The organism is Sphingomonas sp. Ell38C01 (assembly GCF_055231975.1).
In genome coordinates this window covers 1527251-1549390 of the sequence record NZ_JBUYVA010000001.1, presented here as the reverse complement: position 1 = coordinate 1549390, position 22140 = coordinate 1527251, and the positions used below count along the sequence as shown (strand labels likewise).

General features: G+C 71.3%; 15 protein-coding genes. 9 read left to right on the top strand and 6 right to left on the bottom strand.

The window, feature by feature from the left end:
• Positions 1-99: 99 nt before the first annotated feature.
• Entirely contained in the window at positions 100-2118 is a 2019-nt protein-coding gene (locus ACV7NO_RS07320; protein WP_463405345.1) for an exopolysaccharide transport family protein, read from the bottom strand.
• 234 nt (positions 2119-2352) lie between these two features.
• On the opposite strand from ACV7NO_RS07320, the gene ACV7NO_RS07315 reads away from it, so the two are divergent.
• The 3 genes from ACV7NO_RS07315 to ACV7NO_RS07305 all read left to right on the top strand — a co-directional run bounded on the left by ACV7NO_RS07315 (position 2353) and on the right by ACV7NO_RS07305 (position 6104).
• Complete coding sequence (locus ACV7NO_RS07315; RefSeq protein WP_463405344.1) at positions 2353-3081, top strand: polysaccharide biosynthesis/export family protein; 729 nt, start codon at positions 2353-2355, stop codon at positions 3079-3081.
• A 34-nt stretch (positions 3082-3115) separates the two neighbouring features.
• Entirely contained in the window at positions 3116-4318 is a 1203-nt protein-coding gene (locus ACV7NO_RS07310) for a hypothetical protein (protein ID WP_463405343.1), read from the top strand.
• Between the two features lie 169 nt (positions 4319-4487).
• Complete coding sequence (locus ACV7NO_RS07305; RefSeq protein ID WP_463405342.1) at positions 4488-6104, top strand: glycoside hydrolase family 44 protein; 1617 nt, start codon at positions 4488-4490, stop codon at positions 6102-6104.
• A 174-nt stretch (positions 6105-6278) separates the two neighbouring features.
• Here the strand turns inward: ACV7NO_RS07305 and ACV7NO_RS07300 are convergent, their stop codons facing one another.
• Both ACV7NO_RS07300 and ACV7NO_RS07295 read right to left on the bottom strand, forming a co-directional pair.
• Positions 6279-7187: an NAD-dependent epimerase/dehydratase family protein gene (locus tag ACV7NO_RS07300; RefSeq protein WP_463405341.1), complete on the bottom strand. Its 909-nt coding sequence runs from the start codon at positions 7185-7187 to the stop codon at positions 6279-6281.
• The gene (locus ACV7NO_RS07295) at positions 7187-8818 is read right to left on the bottom strand and encodes an FAD-dependent oxidoreductase (RefSeq protein WP_463405340.1); all 1632 of its coding nucleotides are present in this window, start codon (positions 8816-8818) and stop codon (positions 7187-7189) included. Before ACV7NO_RS07295 ends, ACV7NO_RS07300 begins: the two co-directional genes overlap by 1 nt.
• 164 nt (positions 8819-8982) lie before the next feature.
• Here ACV7NO_RS07295 and ACV7NO_RS07290 point away from each other — a divergent pair, with 164 nt between their 5' ends.
• Positions 8983-10758, top strand: coding sequence for a serine aminopeptidase domain-containing protein (locus tag ACV7NO_RS07290; RefSeq protein ID WP_463405339.1), 1776 nt, complete (start codon positions 8983-8985; stop codon positions 10756-10758).
• Positions 10755-12068, top strand: coding sequence for an oligosaccharide flippase family protein (locus tag ACV7NO_RS07285; protein WP_463405338.1), 1314 nt, complete (start codon positions 10755-10757; stop codon positions 12066-12068). Before ACV7NO_RS07290 ends, ACV7NO_RS07285 begins: the two co-directional genes overlap by 4 nt.
• Here ACV7NO_RS07285 and ACV7NO_RS07280 read toward each other — a convergent pair.
• Positions 12065-13012, bottom strand: a complete 948-nt coding sequence (locus tag ACV7NO_RS07280; protein WP_463405337.1) for a fatty acid desaturase family protein — start codon at positions 13010-13012, stop codon at positions 12065-12067. The two genes, ACV7NO_RS07285 and ACV7NO_RS07280, sit on opposite strands and share 4 nt — an antisense overlap.
• Before the next feature lie 48 nt (positions 13013-13060).
• Between ACV7NO_RS07280 and ACV7NO_RS07275 the strand changes: the two genes are divergently transcribed.
• Together ACV7NO_RS07275 and ACV7NO_RS07270 are read left to right on the top strand one after the other, a co-directional pair.
• Positions 13061-13858 carry a type IV toxin-antitoxin system AbiEi family antitoxin domain-containing protein gene (locus tag ACV7NO_RS07275; RefSeq protein WP_463405336.1) on the top strand — a complete coding sequence of 266 codons (798 nt, stop codon included), beginning with the start codon at positions 13061-13063 and terminating at the stop codon, positions 13856-13858.
• Between the two features lie 79 nt (positions 13859-13937).
• Positions 13938-15254 carry a glycosyltransferase family 4 protein gene (locus tag ACV7NO_RS07270; RefSeq protein WP_463405335.1) on the top strand — a complete coding sequence of 439 codons (1317 nt, stop codon included), beginning with the start codon at positions 13938-13940 and terminating at the stop codon, positions 15252-15254.
• A 96-nt stretch (positions 15255-15350) separates the two neighbouring features.
• Here the strand turns inward: ACV7NO_RS07270 and ACV7NO_RS07265 are convergent, their stop codons facing one another.
• Positions 15351-16262: a FecR family protein gene (locus tag ACV7NO_RS07265; protein ID WP_463405334.1), complete on the bottom strand. Its 912-nt coding sequence runs from the start codon at positions 16260-16262 to the stop codon at positions 15351-15353.
• Positions 16259-16804: an RNA polymerase sigma factor gene (locus ACV7NO_RS07260; protein ID WP_463405333.1), complete on the bottom strand. Its 546-nt coding sequence runs from the start codon at positions 16802-16804 to the stop codon at positions 16259-16261. Before ACV7NO_RS07260 ends, ACV7NO_RS07265 begins: the two co-directional genes overlap by 4 nt.
• Before the next feature lie 162 nt (positions 16805-16966).
• Here ACV7NO_RS07260 and ACV7NO_RS07255 point away from each other — a divergent pair, with 162 nt between their 5' ends.
• Both ACV7NO_RS07255 and ggt read left to right on the top strand, forming a co-directional pair.
• The gene (locus tag ACV7NO_RS07255; protein WP_463405332.1) at positions 16967-20344 is read left to right on the top strand and encodes a TonB-dependent receptor; all 3378 of its coding nucleotides are present in this window, start codon (positions 16967-16969) and stop codon (positions 20342-20344) included.
• Positions 20344-22071 carry a gamma-glutamyltransferase gene (gene ggt, locus ACV7NO_RS07250; protein ID WP_463405331.1) on the top strand — a complete coding sequence of 576 codons (1728 nt, stop codon included), beginning with the start codon at positions 20344-20346 and terminating at the stop codon, positions 22069-22071. The genes ACV7NO_RS07255 and ggt overlap by 1 nt, the downstream gene beginning before the upstream one ends.
• Positions 22072-22140: the final 69 nt, after the last annotated feature.

Below are 22140 nucleotides of genomic sequence, written 5' to 3'. Positions count from 1 at the left end.
TCTTCCGCGACGCATGAAGAGACGGACAACGCTTCCACAAGGCTCTCCAGAGCGAAGTCGAAGGGCTCGGCACGAACGGAACGATCGGGCGTAACCCTGTCACCCATCCCCGCGCTCCCCGCCGCCCAGTCGCTGCCGGAGCCACGCCGGCACATGGTCCCGCACCCCCAGCAGCACCGCGCCCAGCAGATACCCGCCACGCTCGCGGATTGCCACCGCCAGCGCCTGCGCCGCGCGCGCGGTCGTCACGTCCGCGCGCACCACCAGCGCGACCGCGTCGACCACGCCCGCCAGCGCGACGCCGTCGACCGAGGCCGATGCCGGCGGCACCGTGACCACGACATGGTCGTACCGCTGCCGGAGCGCCCCGAGCAGCCCGGCCGCGACCCCGCGCCGGACGCACGCATCCGTCCCGATCACCGTCGTCGCGACGCCGCTCCAGTCCTGGATCGGCAGCATCGACGGGTCGTGCGGCACGCGGCCACCCGCCGCGAACCGGACGAGGATCACCCGACCCGGCGCCCGCCGTGCCAGTGCGGTGCCCAGCCCCATCGCCACCTGTTGCAGATCGCTGCGGGACCCCGGCGACACCAACAACAGCGTCGATCCGTCCGCCGCGCCCTCACCATCGACCGCCGCGGCGAGTTCGGCACAGGCCTTTTGCGCCGCCTCCGGCCCCTCCCCGATCGGCAGCACCGGCAGGTCGAGCGCGCGCGACGCTTCCTCCGCCGACAAAAATGTCGTGCGCAGGCTGGCGAGCACCACCAGCGCGATCCCCGCGAGCGCCAGCCCAACGACGATACCCGCGACGATGAACAGCACAGGCGGGTTGCTCCGCCGCTCGGGCGGGGTCGGCGCCTCGACGACGCGGACGTTGGTGCTGCCCGCGCTCGTTGCCTGGTTCTGCTGGATCCGCGCCTGCTCGACGCGCGCCGACACCGCGCGGACCGAGTCGCTCAATATGTCATGCTGGAGCCGCAATTTCGACAGCGTGTCGGACACGCCGATCAGCTGCGCCAGCCGCGCGCGCGACGCGGCCTCCTGCGCGCCCAGCACGCCGCGCCGCGCGCTGTTGCCCGCCACCACCGCGTCCGCCTGCGCCAGCCGGTCGCGCGCGGTGTCGTAGAATTCGTTGCGTCCGGTCCGCCGCGTCGTCACCAGGTCGCGCCGCTGCCGCGCGATCGCGCCCTCCAGCCCGGCGATCTGCTTGTCGAGCTGCTGCACCTGCGGCGACGCGGCCATGTAGCGCGACGCGAAATCGGCGCGCCGCGCGCGCAGCTGGAGCATCGAGGTCTGCATGTCGCCCAGCGCCTTCGCCGCCTCGGTATTGTCGGCGTACAGCTCCACCTGCCGCGGCACCGATCCCGCGCTCCGCCGCAGCGTGTCCGCGTTGCGCCGGCCGTCCGCGATCGCCGCCTCCGAATCCAGCCGCGCCTTGGTCAGGTCGTTGCTCTGGGTGACCGCGCCCGCGATCTGCGCCGCGATGTCGACGACGTTGTTCTCGCGCTGGACGGTCACGATCCGGCGGTCGACGTCGTCGAGCTGCGCCTGCACCTTGGCCAGCTGTGCGCTCAGGAATCCGAGCCGCCCCGCGGTCAGCACCTCCGCACGAGTCGCGAAATAGGTGTCGAGCACCGCTTGCAACGTCTTCGCAGCCGCCTGCGGGTCGCGATCCGCATAGGTCAGTTCGATCACGTTCGCGTCGGTCACCTTGGTGACGTGGAGCTTCGCCTCCAGCGCGGCGGCGCGTGCGGATACCGCCGCCGCATCCGCGCCCGCGCCCAGCTCGCGCCGTGCAACGGTGCGGTGAAGCTCGGCGCTCTCCAGCAGCTGGATCTCGACATTGGCGACGTCGGTGGGGTTCAGCACCTGTCCCGGATTGCCCCCGCCATTCTCGGCCTGCATGTCGTAGATGCCCGCGTTCAGCGTCAGCAGCCGTGCCTGTGCGCGATACGTCGGCGGCACCAGCATCGCCGCCAGCACGCCCAGCAGGATCGCCACGCCCATGATCGCCAGCGCCACCCGCCAGTACCGGAACGCCCCGTTCAACGTACCGTACAGCGTCCGCGGCGGCATGGCAGCGACGGCATCGGGGGCGGGAGAGGCTGGCGGCTTCAACATGGTCGTCGTGCGCTACTCGCTTTCGTCGCGAAAGATACGGTCGCCTGCCCCGGCGGATCCTCCGCCACGAAAACCGTCGCAGATCGGCACAGACCGGGGATCCGATTCCCGCTGCCCGGCCGCCGCGCGACCCGCTAAGAGGCTGTTCCGACAATGATACGAGCGAGCTTGGCCATGGAAAAGGACATTTCCCTCCCCTTAACCATCGTGCGCCGCGCGAATGGTGCCATCATGGGACGCTGGCTCGCGATCGTCGCGCTCGCCTGCCCTGTCGCGGCGGGCGCCCAGGGCAACATCTATGGCGCGCCCGCCACGCGCGTCGTCGCCGCTGCGCCTGCATCGTCGCAGACCGACGCCTATCGCCTCGGCCCGGGCGACCAGATCGCGATCACCTACCCCTATAATGCCGAGCTCAACTACGAAGGCCCGATCGGTCCCGACGGCCGGCTGACGATCCCGCTGATCGGCTCGATCCGAGTCGCCGACCAGACGGTGACCGAAGCGGAGGCGCAGATCGCCGCCGCGCTGCGCCGCGCGAGCATCGTCGAGAATGCGCGCCCGTCGCTGTCGGTGCGCACCTATGGCGCCACCGTCTATGTCGGCGGCGAGGTCCGCACCCCCGGCGCGGTCAAGCTCGTGGGGCCGACCGACGCGATGCGCGCGATCATCCTGGCGGGCGGCGTGCTGGAAACCGCGAAGTCCAAGCAGGTCGTCGTCATCCGCCAGATGCCCGACGGCAGCCCGTCGTTGCGCTATGTGAACCTGCGCGCCTATGTGAAGGCGGGCGGCGTCGGCCAGGACGCGGCGCTCCGCGCGCAGGACGTCGTCTTCGTGCCCCGCTCCTCGATCGCCGAGGTCAATCTGTGGATCGACCAGCACATCAACCGGGTGCTGCCCTTCAGCCGGAGCCTGAACTTCAATGTGGGTGACGTCGGCGCACGCACCGTCACGGCGAACTGACGCCGTCGCTTCGGCGGCGCCCGCCCCCACACGGGTGCGCTGGGCGATGGTCGCCGCGCTGCTGTTGCCCGCGCTGATGTTCGGGCAGGTGTTCAGCTATGTGAAGCAGGTGCCCCCGCTCTGGGCGCTGTCGAAGCTGTTCCCGATCCTTTCGCTGCCGCTCGCGCTGCTCCTGCTGCGCTGGCCACGCCCGGTCGCGACGCGGCAGATGCTCGTCACCTTCGCGTGGCTGCTGCTCGTCCCCAGCATCATCGGGATCTGGACGTTCCAGCAGGGCTTTCTCGTCGGGCTGACCGCGCAGGTGAAGCTGCTGCCGATCCTCTACGTCTTCTCGTTCCTGGCGCTGCTGCGCTGGTGGCGACCGACGCTCGACGAGATCGCCGCCACCTTCCTCGTCGCCGCGCTCGTCACCTTCGCGATCCTGATCGCGCTGTGGCTGTTCGCGCCGCAGCGCTGGTACGTCGCCCCCTACGACATCGAGACCGCGCCGATGCTGAGCGCGGACAATCGCGGCAACCGCATCCGCATGCCGATGTTTTTCGCGCTGATCGGCACCTTCTACTGGTATCGCCGCTGGCTGTCTGGGGACGGGTTCGCGTGGCTGCTGCCCGCGGCCGCCGGGTTCGCGCTGGCGGTGCTGGTGGTGCGCCAGCGCACGACGGTGATCGGCCTGTCCGGCGTGGTCGCGATCAACGCGTTCATCGCCGCCTCCCCGCGACTGCGCATCCTGCTCGCCGCCGCGATCCCGCTCGCGCTCGCGGCGCTGTTCTCGGTGCCGTATCTGGCGTCGGTGTTCGACACCAGCCGCGAGAGCGGGTTCGACACGCGCTGGATCACCACCGTCAAGGCGATCGACTTCCTCGGGCTCAACCCGCTCGCGTGGATGTTCGGCGTCGGCACGATCAGCCCGCTCGATCGCACCGGGTTGATGCAGTATTTCAACCACTTCTTCTTCCTCGCCGACATCGCGTGGCTGGGGGTGGTGTTCGAGTTCGGCATCCTCGGCGCGCTGCTGATCCTCGCCATCCCGCTGCGCGCGCTGTGGATCGCGCGGCAGGCGCGCGCGGCGGGCGACACGCCGTTCCTCGCCGCGCTGCAGGATTATCTGGTCTTCGCGCTCATCACCTCGCCGCTCAACCCGCTGACGCTGGCGCCCGGCGAGATCGCGACGATCCTCGCGATCATGATCTACGCGCTCGATCGCGCCCGCAATGATGCAGGCGCTCTCCGGTCATAGACCCAACCCAACCCGTTCGTTTCGAGCCCTTCGACTACCTGCCAAGGCAGGCGCTCAGGACAAGCCGAGGTCGAGAAACGTGTTAAAAGCGCTGCGCCGCGTTTCTCGACTTCGCTCGAAACGAACGGAAGGGTAAGCCCGCCTAGTGTATCGGTACACCTGCATGACCATGATCCGCGCCGCCATCGCCGCCATCGCGCTCCCGCTGCTCGCCGCCCCCGCGGCCCCGCCGTCCGCCGACGGCATCGTCCGCATCGCGATCGACGCGACCGCGAACCGTCGCCCGATCAGCCCGCTGATCTACGGCGTCGCCTTCGCCGATGCCGCGGCGCTGCGCGATCTGGGCGCGCCGCTCGACCGGTCGGGCGGCAACAGCGCGTCGCTCTACAACTGGCAGGCCGATGCGCGCGGCGCGGGGCAGGACTGGTTCCACGAGACGATCCCCTGCAAGCCGGACGATACCGGGTGCTTCACCGGCGACCGCTTCGTCACCGCCACCCGCGCAGGGAACGCGGCCGCGATCCTGACGCTGCCGATGACCGGCTGGGTCTCGCAGCCCGCCCCCGACGGCACGCGCCGTGCCGCCTTCTCGGTCGCGAAATACGGCGCGCAGCAGAAAACCGACGCGTGGTATCCCGACGCGGGCAACGGCCTGCGCCCGGACGGCACGCGCGTGACCGGCAACGACCCGACCGACGCGGCACGCCCCGCGGACGCGGCGTTCCAGCGCGGATGGGTGGAGGCGCTCGTCAAGCGCTGGGGCCGCGCCGACGCGGGCGGGGTGCGCTATTACGCGCTCGATAACGAACCCAGCCTCTGGTTCGAGACGCACCGCGCGGTCCGTCCGGTCGGCGCGCACGCCGCGGAGATCGCCGCCAGCACCATCCGCTACGCGGCGATGGTCAAGGCGGTCGACCCGTCCGCGAAGGTGATGGCGCCCGAGGAATGGGGCTGGAACGGCTATCGCTACAGCGGCTTCGATCTCCAGCACGGCTACGCCCACGGCTTCGACGACGCGCCCGATCGCCGCGCGCAGACCGGCGGGTTGGACTATGTCCCGTGGCTGCTGACGCAGTGGAAGCGCGCGGGCCATCCGGTCGACGTGGTCAGCCTTCATTACTATCCACAGGGTGGCGAGTACGACGCGACGCGCCCCGACGTCTCGCCTGCGATGCAGGCGCGCCGCAACCGCTCGACCCGCTCGCTATGGGATCCCGCCTATGTCGACGAGACGTGGATCAAGGACCGCATCGCGCTGATCCCCCGGCTGCGCGGGTGGGTCGATCGCTACTACCACCCCGGCACCCCGATCGCGGTCACCGAATATAGCTGGGGCGCGGAGACGTCGATGAACGGCGCGACCGCGCAGGCCGACGTGCTGGGCATCTTCGGGCGCGAGGGGGTGGACATCGCGACGCGCTGGATCGTCCCGCCGCGCGGTTCGCCGGTGTGGCTGGCGATGCAGCTGTTCCGCAACCCGGGCGGGCGCGGTGCCGGCTTCGGCGACACCAGCGTCGCCGCGCGCGTCCCAGATCCCGACACGCTCGCCGCCTTCGCCGCCACCCGCCCGGACGGCGCGCTGACCGTCGTCGCGATCAACAAGCGCGCCGACGCGCCGGCGCGGATCGACATGGCGCTCGCCGGGGTGCCGCCGCGCGGGCGCATCGGCGGCTGGCTGCTCGCGGACGGCAAGCTCTCACCGCTCGCGCCGGGTGCCTATGCGGGCGCCCACCTCACCACGACGCTGCCTGCGCAGAGCGTGACGCTGTTCGTGCTGGGGCCGTAGCCATAACATCCAAGCGACTTCTGTTGAAGATTCGCAACCTACCCGACCGTTCGCACTGAGCTTGTCGAAGTGCTGCCCTTCTTCTCGGCGGTTGCAGAGGAACGGCAGTGCTTCGACAAGCTCAGCACGAACGTGGAAGGGACAGCGCTCTTTCACCGGAGTGACGAGCCGGGATCACGCCCCCACCGACCGCGCCGCCTCCGCCACCCCATCGTCGAGCGACGTCCACGCCATCCCCGGCAACGCCTGCGCCGCGCGCGTATCGAGCGTGATATCCTGCGCCCACAACCGCACCAGCGAGGGCGGGATCGACGCGGGCACGGGCAGGCGCGCGCGCTCCGCCAGCTTGATCGGGATCGCCGCCAGCGCCTCCGCCTTCAGCCGCCATCCCGGCACCCGCACGATCGGCACCGCTCCCAGCGCGCGCGCGAACGCCAGGAAATACCCGTTCCAGTCGGGCGCCCCCGGCATCGCAAGGTTCAGCACCGCGCCGTCCTGCGCGCGCGCGCGCAGCAGCGCGACGATCGCCGCGACCACGTCGTCGACATGGACGATGTTGCTGCACCCGTCGCCCGCTGCGCCCAGGTCTCCGATCCGGCGCGCGCGCAGCAGGTCCGCGATCCGCGCGGTCCATTGCGGGCTGCCCCCGCCATAGATGCACCCCGGCCGCAGCACCGACACCCCGCCGCGCGCCGCCGCCAGTCGCTCCGCCGCCACCTTCGCGCCCGCATAGCCGCCCGCGCCCGCCAGCGCCGCGTCCTCGCCGACGAGCCCCGTCACGTCGCCATAGACCGCCATCGAGCTCATATGGACGACGCGAACACCCGCGGGTCCGCCGAACAGCGCCTGAGCCCCCGCGACGATCGCGGCATCGCTGCCCGTCACGCAGTTCACCACCGCATCGACCGACGCCATCGTGGCCTGCACCTGCGCCGCGTCGGTCGCGTCGAGCACGATCTGCTCGCCCGCCCCGGCCCCCGCGCGCCGCACGCCCGAAACCGGCGTCGCCCAGTCGCCCGCGGCCAGCGCCGCGACCAGCCTGCGCCCGACGAACCCGCCCGCGCCCAGCACCAGCACCCGCATCACGGTCCTCCCAGCCGATCCGCCAGCCGCAGCGCCAGCGCCACCGCGGTCAGCGTCGGGTTCGCCTGGCTCGACGTCGGGAACACCGCCGCCCCCGCGACGTGCAGGTTGCCGACGCCGTGGACGCGGCAGTCGCGGTCGACTACGCTCGTCCGCGCGTCCTCGCCCATCCGCGCGGTGCCGATATGGTGCCCCGGATACGCGCCGTCGCGCACCATCTCGCGCTCGACCGCGGCGTCGTCATAGTCGAGCGTCCCGCAACCCGACCGAGCGAGGTCCGCCGCCAGCAGCCGCAGCCCGGTCCGCACCGTTGCGACATCGCCCGGCAGGTAGCGCCAGTCGACACGCAGCCGCGGCACGCCGAGCGCGTCGCGATCGTCGTGCGCCAGCGTCACCCGGCTGTCGCGGTTGGGCAGTTGCTCGGCATGGAAGTCGAGGCTGAACACGCCGTTGCGCGGGGTGACGACCACCGACGGATATTTGCGCGCCGCCAGCCGCCGCGCCACCCCCATCCGCCACGCGAATCCCGCCACCGCGGGGATCTCGCGCGCGATGTTGGCGACGTGGCGGACCGTCCGCGCGACACCGCTGTCCCCGTCGTCGAGCCGCTTGCGGAACTGGCGCGGCACGAACGCGCGGCCGAGCTGGAGCGCGGAGAGCGCGCCGCTGCCATGCGCGGGATCGCCGATCCGCGGGTGGTGCAGCCGCGCGACGAAACCGCCGACACGGTGCGCGCGCTGCGCGGCCTCGGTCAGCGCCAGCCGCCGCCGGCAAAAGGTGCCGTCGTCCGCCACATCATAACCATGCCACACCGCCGCCGCACCGCCCGCCGCGCGGACCGTGCCGATCGTCCCCGCGACATGGCTCATATAATAGCGCCCGACGACGTCGTGCTCCGCGCCGATCGCGTTCGCCAGCAACAGCCGCGCGGTTTCCAGTCCGCCTGCCGCCAGCACCACCTCGCGCGCCTCGACCGCGAACCGCGCGCCCTCGCGCGTCGCCACCGCCAGTCGCTCGACCCGCCCGCCGCCCTCGTTCCGCTCGATCGCGACGACGTTGGCGTGGAGCATCACCCGCACCCCCGGCGCCTGCGCCAGCCGGTGCCGATAGCGCCGGCCGAAATCGGTCGGGCAGCTGAACCGCTCAAGCGTGTCGTCGCTGAACGCGGTGCCCGCGAACCCCGCGATCATCGGCCGCAGCGGCCCCGGCAGCGCCGTGCCCGCATCATAGGCGAACGCACCCGCCTCGCAGATCCGGTTCGCCTCCGGATACCAGGCGTCGAGCGCGTCGCGCCCGATCGGCCAGCCGCTGTCCGCCACCCAGTCGCGCGCGGCGAAATCGATCGCGTCGAACGGCACGCAGCGCCCGCCCCAGATCGTCGTCGATCCGCCCAGCCGCCTCTCGCGATATTCGTCGAGCGGACTGTGCAGCGCCGGGTCGACGACCGTTCCGGCATAGAATGCCTGGTCTGCCTCGTCGTGCCCCTCGCCCCCCGCCTCCAGCAGCAACACGCTGCGCCCCGCCCTCGCCAGCGCGAGCGCGAGCGTGATCCCGATCGCGCCCGCGCCGACGATGCACACGTCGTCCGTCAGCGTCGTTCCCGCCGGTATTGCGTGCGCATCGAGGATCATCGCGGACGTGCCTAGCGCGAAGCCGTGCCGGAATGAAGCACCCTGAGGCGCTTGTTGAGTCCTTCGACGGGACCTACACCCGACGGCGTGACGACCGCCGTTCTCCCCCGCACCGTGCTCGTCCGCCCGGTCGACGCTTCGGCACCATCCCCCGGCGCCCGCCGATGACCGCCAGCACGACGATGACCGCCGCGCCCGCACGAATGCGCGCACTCTATTTCGACGGGCGCTTTAGCTGGCTTCACGTCGCGCCCCGCTCCGCCGCCACCGGCCCCGCGACCGGTGTCGTGATCTGCGGCGCGCTGGCGCAGGAGGAAGTCTGCACGCGCTATGGCATGATGCTGCTCGCGGACCGGTTCGCCGCCGTGGGGGTGCCGACGCTGCGGTTCGACTATCGCGGCACCGGCGACAGCGCACCGGCCGACCTGTCGGTCGAAACGATGATCGCCGACATCGCCTGCGCGGTCGATACGCTGCGGCAGGAAGCCGGCGTCGGCGCGGTCGTGCTGTGCGGCCTCAGGGCAGGCGCGACTCTGTCCATCGCGGCGCTTGGCGAGATCGAGGGGGTGGCAGGCGTCGCGATGCTCGCGCCGATCCTGTCGGGCGCGCAGTATATGCGCGATCTGGGCGTGTCGGTGCGGTTCTCGCCGCTCGCGCTGCTCGATCCGGTTCCGCCCGCCGCCTCCGCCGCACCGCTCAACACCAACGGCTTCCACTGGAGCGCGGCGCTGCGCGACGGGATCCGCGCACTCGACATGGCGACGATGCCCGCGCCCGCGGTGCCGGTCCTGATCGCGCCGCACCACGCCAACCCGCGCACCGCCGCGCTCGTCGCCGCGTGGCGCGACGCCGGCACCCCGCTGACCGAACACGCCTTCGCCGACTATCCCGCCTTCATGCGCGATCCGACGACGCATGTGGTGCCGGAGGCCACCTTCGCCGCGACCGTGCGCTGGGTACAGGCGCTGCCCGCACGTGCCGACGTCTCCGCTACCTGCGCGGTCCCGATCGCCGACCACCTTGTTCTTGCCGAAGACGTCGAGGAACGCCCGCTCCGCCTCGGCCCCTACGGCGCGACCTTCGCCATCCTCTGCCGCCCGCGCGACCGACCACCCGCCCCGGTCGCGGCACTGATGCTGCACGAGGGCAGCAGCCACCATATCGGCAATGGCGGCGCGCAGGTGCCGCTCGCGCGCCGGCTCGCCGCGCACGGCTTCGCGTCGCTGCGCCTCGACCTGACCGGGATGGGAGATAGCCCGTGCGCGGCAGGGCGGGGTCGTCCCTTCTCCGATCCCGCGCGGCTGGCGGAGGCGATCGCGGGGGTCCACGCGCTCGCCGCGATCGCGCCGGGCGGCATCATCGCCAGCGGACTCTGCTCGGGCGCGGAGATGGCGTATCACGCCGCGCTCGCCGACGCGCGCATCGTCGGCACGCTCCTGGTCAACATGCCCGCGATCGGTTGGGACCCGCTGGCGGAAACCGGCGGGGTCGCCCCGCCGCCCAAGCGCACGCTGAGATCCTACTGGCGCGCGATCCGCGCCGGCGGCGTGCGCCGGGTGGTGCTGGGGCAGGTCGATATCGGCGGGGTGAGCGCGGCGCTCGCGCGGCGCGCGCGCGGGGCTATGGCGCTTCGGCTGCGACGGCTGGCGCGGCGCGGGCACGATCCCGCGCACCTGCGCGCGCGTCGCCAGATACGCACGCTGGCCGACCGCGGAGTCCACACGCTGTTCCTGTTCAGCGACGACGATCCCGGCCTGCCCGAGGTCCGCGCGCAGCTCGGCGGCGAGGATGCGATCGCCGCGTTCGCGCCCGCGCGGATCGCGGTGTTCGCGCACGCCGATCATCATTTCAACGGCTCCGCCATCCGCCGTCGCTACGATGTGGTCTATCTGGAGACGCTCCAGGCCCTGTCGGCCCAAAGCCTGTCGGCGCACCGATGACGGGCGCGCTCGCCCGGTTCCGCGCGCTGAGAGGCAGCGTGGTGTGGACCCAGATCGTCAGCACCGGCGTACGCCTGATCGACCTGCCCAGCCGCTATGCCTTCCACCTGATCGTCGCCGCGCAGCTCGGGGTCGCGGCGGCGGGCGGGTTCTACATCGCGTTCAGCCTGATGATGCTGGCTGCCAGCTTCGGCCGCGTCGGCATCGATCGCGCGCTGACCCGTTCGATCGCGCGCGCGATCGAACGGGGCGACCCCGCCGCGGCGCGGGCCGCGGTCGCGCGTGCGTTTCGTATCGCGGTGCCGCTGTCGCTGGCGACGATGGCGGCGATCCTGCTGCTCGCGCAGCCGCTCGCGGTGCATGTCGTCGGCAAGCCCGAACTCGCGCGCGCCTTCGCGCTGGGCGCGGCGACGGTACTGCCGCTGACGATCGGCGTGATCGCGGGCGGTGCGCTCGCCGGGCTCCATCGACTCGGGCTCAGCCTGATGGTGTATAGCTGGCTGTGGCCGACGCTCTTCTGCCTGGGGGCGATATTCGTGCTGCTCGACATCGAGCGCGCATTGCTGCTGATCGCGGCGGCGACCGCGGTCAACGCCGTCATCGCGCTGGTCCTGCTCCACCGCTGCCTGCCGCGCGCGGACGCGTCCGCCGCCTCGCCGCCCGAACCGCTGCTGGCGACCGGGATCGCGTTGTTCTCGACCGAGATGGTCCAGCTGCTGCTCGGCTATGCCCCGGCACTCGTGCTGGGCGTCGTCGCCAGCGACGCGGCGGTCGGGCTGTATGCCGTCGCATGGCGGATCGCGCTGGCGATCAACCTGCTGGTCGGCACGATCGCGGCGATCAGCGCGCCGCGTTTCGCGCAGCTCTATGCGCGCGGCGACATGGAAACGCTGCGCCGGGCGGCGGCGCAGGCGATCGCGTTCGTCATCGTCCTCGCGGTGCTGCCGATCGCGGCGATGCTCGCCTTTCCCGCACCGCTGCTCGGGCTGGTCGGTCACGGGTTCGAGGCGGCCGCACCGACGCTGCGCCTGCTGATGATCGGCCAGGCGGTGGCGGTGTGCTGTACCGCGGGATCGGAGCTGCTGGGGATGACGAACCATGCCGCGACGCTGCGCCGGATCAACCTCGCGACGCTCTGCGTGCTCGCGGTGGCGCTCGCAGTGTTGGGCTCGCTCTGGGGCAGCGAGGGCGCCGCGCTCGCCACCTCGCTGACGATCGCGGTGGGCAGCGTCGCGACCGCGCTGGCGATCCGCCGCCATCTGGGGTTCGTGCCCATCGCGGGGCTGGCGTCGCTGCTCCGCCGCGCCTAGCCGCGCGCCGCCGCCATCCGCAGCGTCGGCGCATATCCCGGCTGCACCTCCAGCCGCTCGACCACCTCCGCCTCGGCCAGCATCGCGTGGAGCCGCTTCAGCCGATAGCAGGGCACGTAGGGCAGCAGGTGATGCTCGGCATGATAGTTCACCCAATAAGGCGCAAGGAACGCGCGTGCGAGCCACCCCGCCTGCGTCGTCCGCGCGATGCGCCACGGATCGCCTGCGGGCAGGACCGCATGCTCCGCGATGTTGCGGATCCGCGTCACCGCCTGCTGCCACGTCAGCAACGGGACGACCCACAGCAGCGGATAGAGCCACCAATATCCCGCCGCCGCCAGCATCGCGAACAGCCCCGCGTTGACCGCGATCGGCCGCCCCAGCGCGCGCACGAAATGGCGCACGCGTCCGGACAGAGGTGCCCCCGGCTTGCCCATCGCAGCGCGAAGCTGCGCGCGGCGCTGCTTGAACCCGGTCTGCCCCGTCAGGTCCCGGACCAGCTTGCGCCGCATGCTCGCGCGCGTCGTCGGAAACTTGGCGGACAGGTGCAGGTCGGGATCCGCCCCGGTCTGCGCATGTCTGTGATGGTCCAGATGATAGGTGCGATAGGCCAGCGTCTCCGCGCCGACCGGATAGGCGCACAGCCACTGGCTGAGCCACAGATTGATCCGTGCGTCCGTCGCCAGCCCGCCATGCGCGCCCTCATGCATCAGGATCGCCAGCCCCAGCTGGCGCGACCCGACCACCGCGATCGCCAGCAGGATCGTCAGCGGATTGGGCGCCCACGCGACCAGCGCCATCGCCCCCGCGATCACCGCCCAGCAATGCGCGATCATCCCCACCCCCCGCCACGTCGAGCGCGCGCGGACCGCGCGGATCTGGGCGGGCGTCAGATGCCGGTGGAGATTGACCCGGCGCGCGGGCATATCGGGCACGGTCGTCACGGGACATCCTATCGGTTAGTGTCTTATCATGTCGCATCTGGACAAATAGTGCAACATATCATCGATCTGCCGAACCCTGGTGCCCGGACGATCGTGCTCGACCTCGTCGCGCGGGGCGATGCGCCGACGGCGACGACCGCGGCACTCGTCAAGGCGGGCGCGGCGTTCGGGATCGAGCCGACGGGGATCCGCACCGCGATCGCACGGCTGCGCGCCGATGGCCGCCTCGTTCAGGTCGCGCGCGGCGTCTACGCACGCGGCCCGCAGGCGGAGCCGATCGTGCGGCGGTTGCGCGGCTGGCGCACCGTGATCGATCGGCGGGTGGCGTGGGACGGCGCGTGGCTGCTCGCGGTGACGGGCGCCGCCGAGCGCGCGGACCGGACGGCGTGGCGGCGTACGCTGCGCGCCTTCGATCTCGAGGGGTTCGACGAAATCGAGGCCAATCTTTGGATGCGCCCCGACAATCGCATCGGCGGCACGGCGGCGGTCCGCGCGACGCTCGCCGATCTGGGTGCGGCGGGGTCGCTGTTCCTGGCCCGCGTCGCGGATCTCGACTCCGCGCGCGAGACGGGGCTGCGCGGCAGCTGGCGCGAGACTCGCGAGGACGCCGGCCACGCCGCACTGACCGCGGCGCTCGCGGCACATCGCGTGGCCAGCCCGGACGAGCCGCTGGCCACCGTCGCGGCGACCACGCTGCGGCTGGGGCGCGAGGCGATCCGCCGGATCGTCCGCGATCCGCTGCGCCCCGATGCGCTCGGCGGGGTCGAGTCACTGCGCACGCTGGTCGCGGAGATGACGCGGTACGACGTGATCGGGCAGGCCGCCTGGCGGGACTATCTCGCCTGATGCCCGGGCTCCCGAGGTGGCACGGGCGGAGCGTGTACGGGATTGCGCGCGGAGGCTGGGAGGCGCATCGCGGACCGCAATGACATCCACCGGTTCCGCTTCGCCGCGCGTCCTGCTCGTCGCCGAATCGTGCGATCCCGAAGGCCGCGCCGCGGCGCTGATCGGGTGGGCGCAGGCGGAGGCGCTGCGACGCCGGCTCGACGTCCACATCGTGACCGAGACGGAAAGCCGCGCGCCGCTGCTTCGCGCCGGGCTGGTCGAGGGGCGCGACTTCACGATCGTCGACGCCACGCCGTTGAAGCGCGTGCGCGAGGGCATCCGCAACGCGATCTTCGGCCGGAGATCCGAACGCGGCTGGGGGGTGTGGCAGGCGCTGTCGCTGCCCGCGGTGTCGCTGTTCGAGTGGCGCGTCTGGCGACGGTTCCACACGGCGCTGGTCGCGCGCGAGTTCGATCTCGTCCACCGCATCGTCCCCGTCAGCCCGGATCAGCCGAGCGTCCTCGCGCTCCGGCTGCCGAGCATCGGCGTGCCGCTGGTGGTCGGCCCGATCAACGGCGGGCTCCCCTGGCCGGACGGCTATGCCGACGTGCGGCGTGCGGAGGGCGAGTGGATGTCGTACCTGCGCGGCGTCACGCGCTTCGTCCCCGGGCTGACCGCGATGCGCGCGAATGCGGCGGCGCTTTTGCTGGGCTCCCGCGACATGGTCGCGCGCAACCCGCCGCAGTTCGCCGGACGCGCGATCTACCTGCCCGAGAACGGAATCGATCCGCGCCGTTTCTCGATCGAACGCCGGCCCCGCGCCGATGGCCCGCTGCGGATCGCGTTCCTGGGGCGGCTCGTGCCGTACAAGGGGCCCGACCTGGTTCTCGAAGCCGCGCAATCCCTGCTCGCCTCGGGCCATGCGACGCTGCGCTTCGTCGGATCGGGGCCGATGCGCCCGCCGATCGAGGCGCGGGCCGCAGCACTTGGAATAGGCGGCGCGGTCAGCTTCGCGGGAGACGTCGATCACCGGCAGGTGCAGGAGGAACTCGCGGTCGCGGATGTGATGTGTGCGCCCGCGATCCGCGAATTCGGCGGCGCGGTGGTGATGGAGGCGATGGCGATGGGCGTGGTGCCCGCCGTGGTCGATTATGGTGGCCCGCCCGAATTCGCCTCCCCGGACTGTGCGTTCCTGCTGCCGATGGGAGACCGCGCCGCGATCGTCGCGTCGCTGCGGGCCGTGCTCGAACGGGTGGCGGCGGACCCCGCGATGCTCGACGCGATGGCCGAAGCCGGGCGCACTCGCGCGCGCGTGTTCGCGTGGGACTCCAAGGCAGCGATGCTCGAGCGCGTCTATCGCTGGGTGCTGTCCCCCGACCAGCCCAAGCCCGATTTCGGGATGCCGCTGGCGGGGTGAGTTGCCAGCGGCATCGTCACCCCGGACTTGTTCCGGGGTGACGATCGTGGAAAGTTTCAAGAGCTAAACGAACGCGTATCCATCCCGGGGGAGCCGCTACCGCCCCGCCCCCGCCCGGATCGCGACCGCATCGGGATGCGCCACCAGATCCCGGATCGCGGCGGTGTCGCCCTGGTCGACCACGCCATAGACCGGCACGTTCGCCGCGTTCGGATCGGTCAGCACCACGCGGTCGGTGGCGTAGCGGTTGATCGTCGCGATCACTTGCGACAACGGCTCGCCGTGGAAGACGAGTTGCCCGCGCGTCCACGCGGTCGCGCTCTCGATATCGGCGGGCGCCGACTGGCTGATGAAGCCGACGCTGCCGCCACCGCGCGCCGCGACCCCGAACGCCACGATCTCGCCCTTGCGCGCCAGCTTCACGATCGGCTCGCCGCCTTCCCCGCCGCCGCCGGGAAGCGCGATGCGGACCACGCCCTCGACGACAGTCACGTCGGCCTCGCCCTTGCCCAGCGAAACGTCGAACGCGGTGCCGACCGCCTTCACCTCACCATGCGTCGTCTCGACGATGAACGGGCGCGCGGCGTTGTGCGCCACCGCGAACAGCGCCTCGCCCGCCACCAGCCGCAGCCTGCGCTCGCCCGCGGTGTAGGCGACGTCGACCTGCGTGTCCGCCGCCAGCGTCACCGTCGATCCGTCCACCAGCCGGACGACGCGGCGCTCCGCATGCGCGGTACGATAGCGTTCGGAGACAGGCGCCTGCGGATCGGCGTGGAGCATCCACCCGACCGATCCCGCCACCGCGAGCAGGACAGCCGCCGCCGCCGCCGGCCAGCGCCAGCGCCGCCCCGGCTCGACGCGGGCAGCCGGCCGCTCGCGCTCGCCCAGCCAGCCCCAGAACGCCGCCGCCTCGGCGCGATCGTCGGGGTGGAGCGCGTCGCCGCGCCCGTCGAGCCACGTCTCGAACACCGCGCGCGAGCGGTCGCGCAGATGATGCGGCCCGGTCATGCGCCGCGCTCCATCAGATGGCCCAGCCGGTCATAGAGATGCGCCACCGCAGTCGTGAGGTGCTTCTGCACCATCCGCGTGCTCAGCCCCAGCCGCCGCGCGATCTCGCCGGTGCCGAGTTCGTCGAAGCGCCGCATCACGAACACTTCGCGCGCCCGCGGGTTGAGCTCGTCCAGCGCCCGCACCAGCGCCGCCTGGAGATCGGTCGCCAGCCGCGCCTCCTCCTGCGCGGGCGCAATCGCTGGGTGATGCGCCTCTGCCAACTGCTCGACCGGGTGCGCGCGGCGGTGCCGGTCCGCGATCAGGTTCGCAGCGATGCGGAAGAGATACGCCTGCGGCTCGTCGAGCGTCCGGTCCCGCGCGGTCGCGATCAGCCGGGCGCACGCCTCCTGCACCAGATCGTCGACCTCCTGCGGATCGCGGATCCGCCGCGCCACGAACGCGCGCAGCGCCGCGCGATAGGTCGCGAACGCCGCCCCCTCGAACGGCGGCGCCTCCACGCGCCGTACCTCCGCCATCGTCGTCGCCCCCCGCAGCCCCATGCCGACTATGACGCGCAGTCGGCGCAAAAGCGAAGCCTCATGCGTCGGGTTTATGCCGCACGTGCGAAAAATAATGCGTCTCGGGGGTTCGCCTGACCGATTGTTTCGCGTCAATGGCTAGGAGAGGCCCGTGGGGACGGGCCGCGATCGGGGGATCCAATCATGAAGACGTCTCACCTGCGGCTGTCCGCCTGCGCGATCGTGATCGCGGCACCCGCGGTCGCCGCGCAGGATCGCGCGGTTGCGGTCGACGTGGCCGCCGGGCCGCTCGACGGCGCGCTGTTCCGCGTCGCGAAGCAGACCGGAGTGCAGCTGATCTTCACCGATCCCGCGATCGGCGCGGTGTCCACCCAGCGCCTCGTCGGCCGCTTCACCGCGCGACAGGCACTCGACCGGCTGCTCGCAAAGACCGGCTATACCTATCGCGTCACCGGCCCCCACTCGCTGCGGATCGTGCCCGTCGGCGAGGCGTCGCTGCGCCCCGCCGCGCTGGTGCAGGTGACGCCTTCGCCCGCCCAGACCGAAGGAACCGCGCAGGCCACCACCGCCGCCGAGCACGCGGTAGCGGGCGACGACACCGCGCCCGCGACCGACATCGTCGTCGTCGGCACCCAGATCCAGGGCAGCAAGGCGACCGCGGCGCTCCCGGTCACCGTCGTAGGCCAGCAGGAGATCGCCTCGACCGCGGCGGTGTCGGGCGACGAGCTGTTCCGCGCGATCCCGCAGTTCGGCGACGTCAGCTTCAATTCGAGCTACCTGCCCAACAGCTCGAACGCGGCGCGCGGCGACGTCGGCTCGGTCAACCTGCGCAACCTGGGCGTCGGCAACACGCTCGTCTTGCTCAACGGCCGCCGCGTCGTGAACCACCCGACCAGCCGCGCCGACGACAATCTCGTCCCCGTCCTCACCTACAACACCAACGCGATCCCCGTGTTCGGGATCGAGCGGCTCGAGATCCTGCGCGACGGCGCGGCGGCGATCTACGGGTCGGACGCGGTGGCGGGCGTGGTGAACACCGTGCTCAAGACCGACTATACCGGCCTCCAGCTCGAGGCGCAGACCGGCTTCGCGGAGGGCAGCAACCTCGCCGAGGCGAACCTCAACCTGCTCGCCGGCACCGATCTGGGCGGGCGCGGCAACGTCACGCTCTACGCCAGCTACGATCATCGTACGGCGCAGGGCGCGCGCGACCAGTCCTACACCGCGTCGGCGGACAAGACGCCGCTGTTCGTCGACACCCGCTTCGCCGGCTCCACCTCGGTCGACGGGCGCAGCACGATCACGCCATGGGGCTCGTTCCAGACGGTCGGCAACGTGCAGGTGCGGCAGGGCACGACGATCCTCACCAACGCGTCGGGCCAGTTCCACATCCAGCCGCTGACCAATACCGGCTGCCAGACGACCGCGGTCAACGGCCTCGGCAATGGCCTGTGTATCGACGACGGCGTCAACACCGCCGCGGCGGACCGCAACCTGCGCTTCGACGCCCCCGCCGCGTTCAACACCTCGGTCATCCCCGAGGTCGAGCGCGTCAACCTGTTCGGCACCGGGCATTACGACCTGACCGACGGCGTCGAGCTGTTCGGCGAGGCGGGGTACTATCTCGCCAACACGCGCAGCGTGCAGGCGTCGACGGGCACGCTCTCGTCCGGCCCACTCGTCATCCCGGCGACCAACTACTGGAACCCGTTCGGCGCGACGACGATCAACGGCGTCGCCAATCCCAACCGCCTGGCCGGAATCAACGCGCCCGCCGCCGGGCTGGGCATCACGCTCGCCAGCTACAATTTCGCCGATGTCGGTCCGAACGTGGTCGAGGTGAAGAACACGCAGTATCGTCTGCTCGGCGGGGTGCGGTTCAAGGCGGTGGGGCTCAACTGGGAAAGCGCGCTGCTCTATTCGAAGGCGCGCGTGCGCGACACGTCGGACGGGATCAGCCAGACTCTGCTCCAGCGCCAGCTCGCGCTGTCGACGCCCGACGCATACAACCCGTTCAACGGCGGCAACCTCGCCGCCCCCGCGGGCGCCGACGGCACGTTCAGCAGCCGCGCCGCGATCGACGCGATCCGCATCAAGTCCACCCGAATCAGCACGTCGACGCTGGCGATGGCGGACCTGAAGGGATCGACCGCGTCGCTCTTCGCGCTTCCCGGCGGCGACGTCGGCATGGCGATCGGCGGCGAGATCCGCCGCGAGACGCAGAACGACGATCGCGACGGGCGCGTCGACGGCACGATCACCTTTACCGATCCGATCAGCGGGTTCGTCAACGGATCGGACCTCGTCGGCACCAGCCCCTCGCCCGACACCAGCGGCCGCCGCACCGTCGCCGCGGCGTATCTCGAGTTCGCCATCCCCGTGGTCAGCCCGGACATGCACATCCCGCTGGTCCGCCGCATCGAGTTGCAGGTCGCGGGCCGCTACGAGCATTATTCGGATGTCGGCAGCGTCGCCAAGCCCAAGATCGCGGGAGCGTGGGACGTCGTCAACGGCATCCGCTTGCGCGGTTCGTACGCGCAGGGGTTCAAGGCGCCCAATCTGGAACAGATCAACGCCCGCGTCGTCACACGCTCCAACACCCGCACCGACTACGTCCGCTGCGAGGCGCAACTGCGCAACCGCCAGATCGCCAATTTCGCCGCATGCAGCCAGGCGTTCGCGACGACCGCACAGCGCTCCGGCAACCCCGATCTCGCGCCCGAGACGTCGAACACCTGGTCCGCGGGCGTCGTGCTGGAGCCGCATTTCCTCGACGACGCGGTCGGGCGGATCACGGTCACCGCGGATTACTGGAACGTGAAGCAGAAGGGAATCGTCGGGCTGTTCGGCGAGGGCAACGCGCTCATCAACGACTATCTGCTGCGCACGCAGGGGCAGAGCGACCCCAACGTGATCCGCGCCGCGCCGACCGCGGACGACGTGCTGCTGTTCGCAGGTTCCGGCCTGACGCCCGCAGGCCGCGTGCTGTTCGTCAACGATCGCTACGTGAACCTGCTGCCGCAGGAGGCCGCCGGGCTCGATCTGGGCGTCAACTGGCGGCTGCCCGATTTCGGCATCGGGCGGTTCAGCTTCAGCGCGAACGCGGCCTATCTCGACAAATTCTTCCTCCAGCCCTCGCCCGCGATCCAGACGCTGATCGACGCGCGCGCGGCGGGCACGATCAACGCGGGCACCGCGATCGCCGACGCGGGCGATCTCGTCCGCCAGAACGGCAAGCCCGCGTGGAAGGTGACGGGCACCGCGACATGGGAGTACAAATTCCTGCAACTGGGCGGCTTCACCAGCTATACCAGCGATGTCGACGATACCGGGCTGATCGACGCGGCCGGGGCACCGTGGCTGATCGAGGACCGGATGACGTACAATCTCTACGCGCAGATCAGCTTCAAGGCGCCCGCGGGCCAGGGCCGCTACCGAGCGCGCTTCGGGGTGCGCAACCTGACGAACGAAAAGCCGCCGCTCAGCTCGAACGGCTTCCTCGGCTCGCTCTACAACCCCTATTCGCGCTACTGGTACGCGAACATCCGGGCCTCGTTCTGATGAAGCATTTCGTCGCCGCGGCCGCGCTCCTGGCGCTTGCCACCCCGCTCGTCGCGCAGGAGGAGGGGCCGCAGCGCCCGGCCAGCGGCGGCGACATCGTCGCATATGATTCGATCCACAAGCCCGGCGTCGCGCGCGGCGGGATGGTCGTCAGCCAGAACAGGCTGGCGGCGGAGGTCGGCGCCGCGATCCTGCGCAAGGGCGGCAACGCGGTGGACGCCGCGGTCGCCACCGCGTTCGCGCTGGCGGTAACGCTGCCGCGCGCGGGCAATATCGGCGGCGGCGGCTATATGCTCGTCCACATGGCGGCGACGGACGGGAAGCCGGCGCAGGACATCGCGATCGACTATTACGGGCAGGCCAGCCGCCACACGACGCCCGACCTGCTCGTCGGCGCGGACGGCAAGTTCGATCCCGCCAAGGGCTATTCGATGAAAGGCGTCGCGACGCCGGGCACCGTTGCGGGCCTGTGGGAGGCGCATCGCCGCTTTGGCTCGCTCCCTTGGGGCACGCTGATCGCGCCCGCGATCGCGATGGCGGAAAAGGGCGTCGTCCTGTCCGACGACGAGGCGACCGCGAACGCCGACCAGCGCAAGGCGATGGCGGACGATCCCGCCGCCACGGCGATGTTCTTCAAGCCCGACGGCAGCGCCTATGCCGCGGGCGAGACGTTCCGCGCGCCGGACCTCGCCGCGACGCTCAAGGCGATCGCCGCGAAGGGCCGCGACGGCTTCTACACCGGCCCCGTGGCGGACAGGCTCGCGGCCGGGATCAAGGCGGGCGGCGGCGTGATCGACGCGCAGGACCTCGCCGGCTACCGCGCGATCGTCACCGCGCCGATCTGGTCGAGCTATCGCGGCAACCGCATCGCCTACATGCCGCCCACCGCCTCGGGCGTCAGCGTGGCGGAGGCGATGAACATCCTCGAACGCTTCCCGGTCGGTGAAGCGAAATGGGGCAGCGTCGCCAACCTGCACCTGCTGTCGGAAACGATGAAGATCGTGTCCGCCGACCGTCGCCTCGTCGGCGGCGGGCCGGACTGGGTAACGCCGGCCAAGGGCCTCGCGAGCAAGGCCTATGCCGCCGAGCGCGCGAAGCTGATCCGCCCCGACGCGTCGCTCGGCGCGAAGGACGTGGCGGACGGCAATCCCTATCCGTTCGAAAGCAGGGACACGACGCACTTCTCGGTCGCGGACAAGGACGGCAACGCGGTCAGCAACACCTACACGCTGTCCGCCTCCTACGGCGCGCACGTCGTCGCGCCCGGCACCGGGGTGCTGCTCAACAACTCGCTCGGCAACCTCGCCTGGGGCGAACGCGCGCGCCGCGACAGGGCCACGCGCCCCGCGCCGAACAAGCGCGTCGGCTCGACGATCACCCCGATCATCGTCTTCAAGGGCGACCGCCTGTGGCTCGTCACCGGCACGCCCGGCGGCGGCTACATCATCGCGACTATGGTCCAGCTGCTGTCGAACGTGATCGACCACAGGCTCAACATCGCCGAGGCCGCCGAACGCCCGCGCCTCAACCAGGGCGGCGGCGACGCACCGCTCGAGCTGGAGGAAGGCTTCTCGCCGGACATCGTGCCGCTGCTCGTCGCGAAGGGCCACAAGGTCCGCGCGTCGAACACGATGGGCAGCATCCAGTCGATCATGATCGACGGCGATCGCTTCCTCGGCAGCGCGGACACACGCCGGCCGGATGCGCTGGCGGTCGGCGTGCGGTAGGAGCCAGCATGTTTGAACCCCAACCCCGTTCGGGCTGAGCCTGTCGAAGCCCTGTCTTTCTTCTGCGGC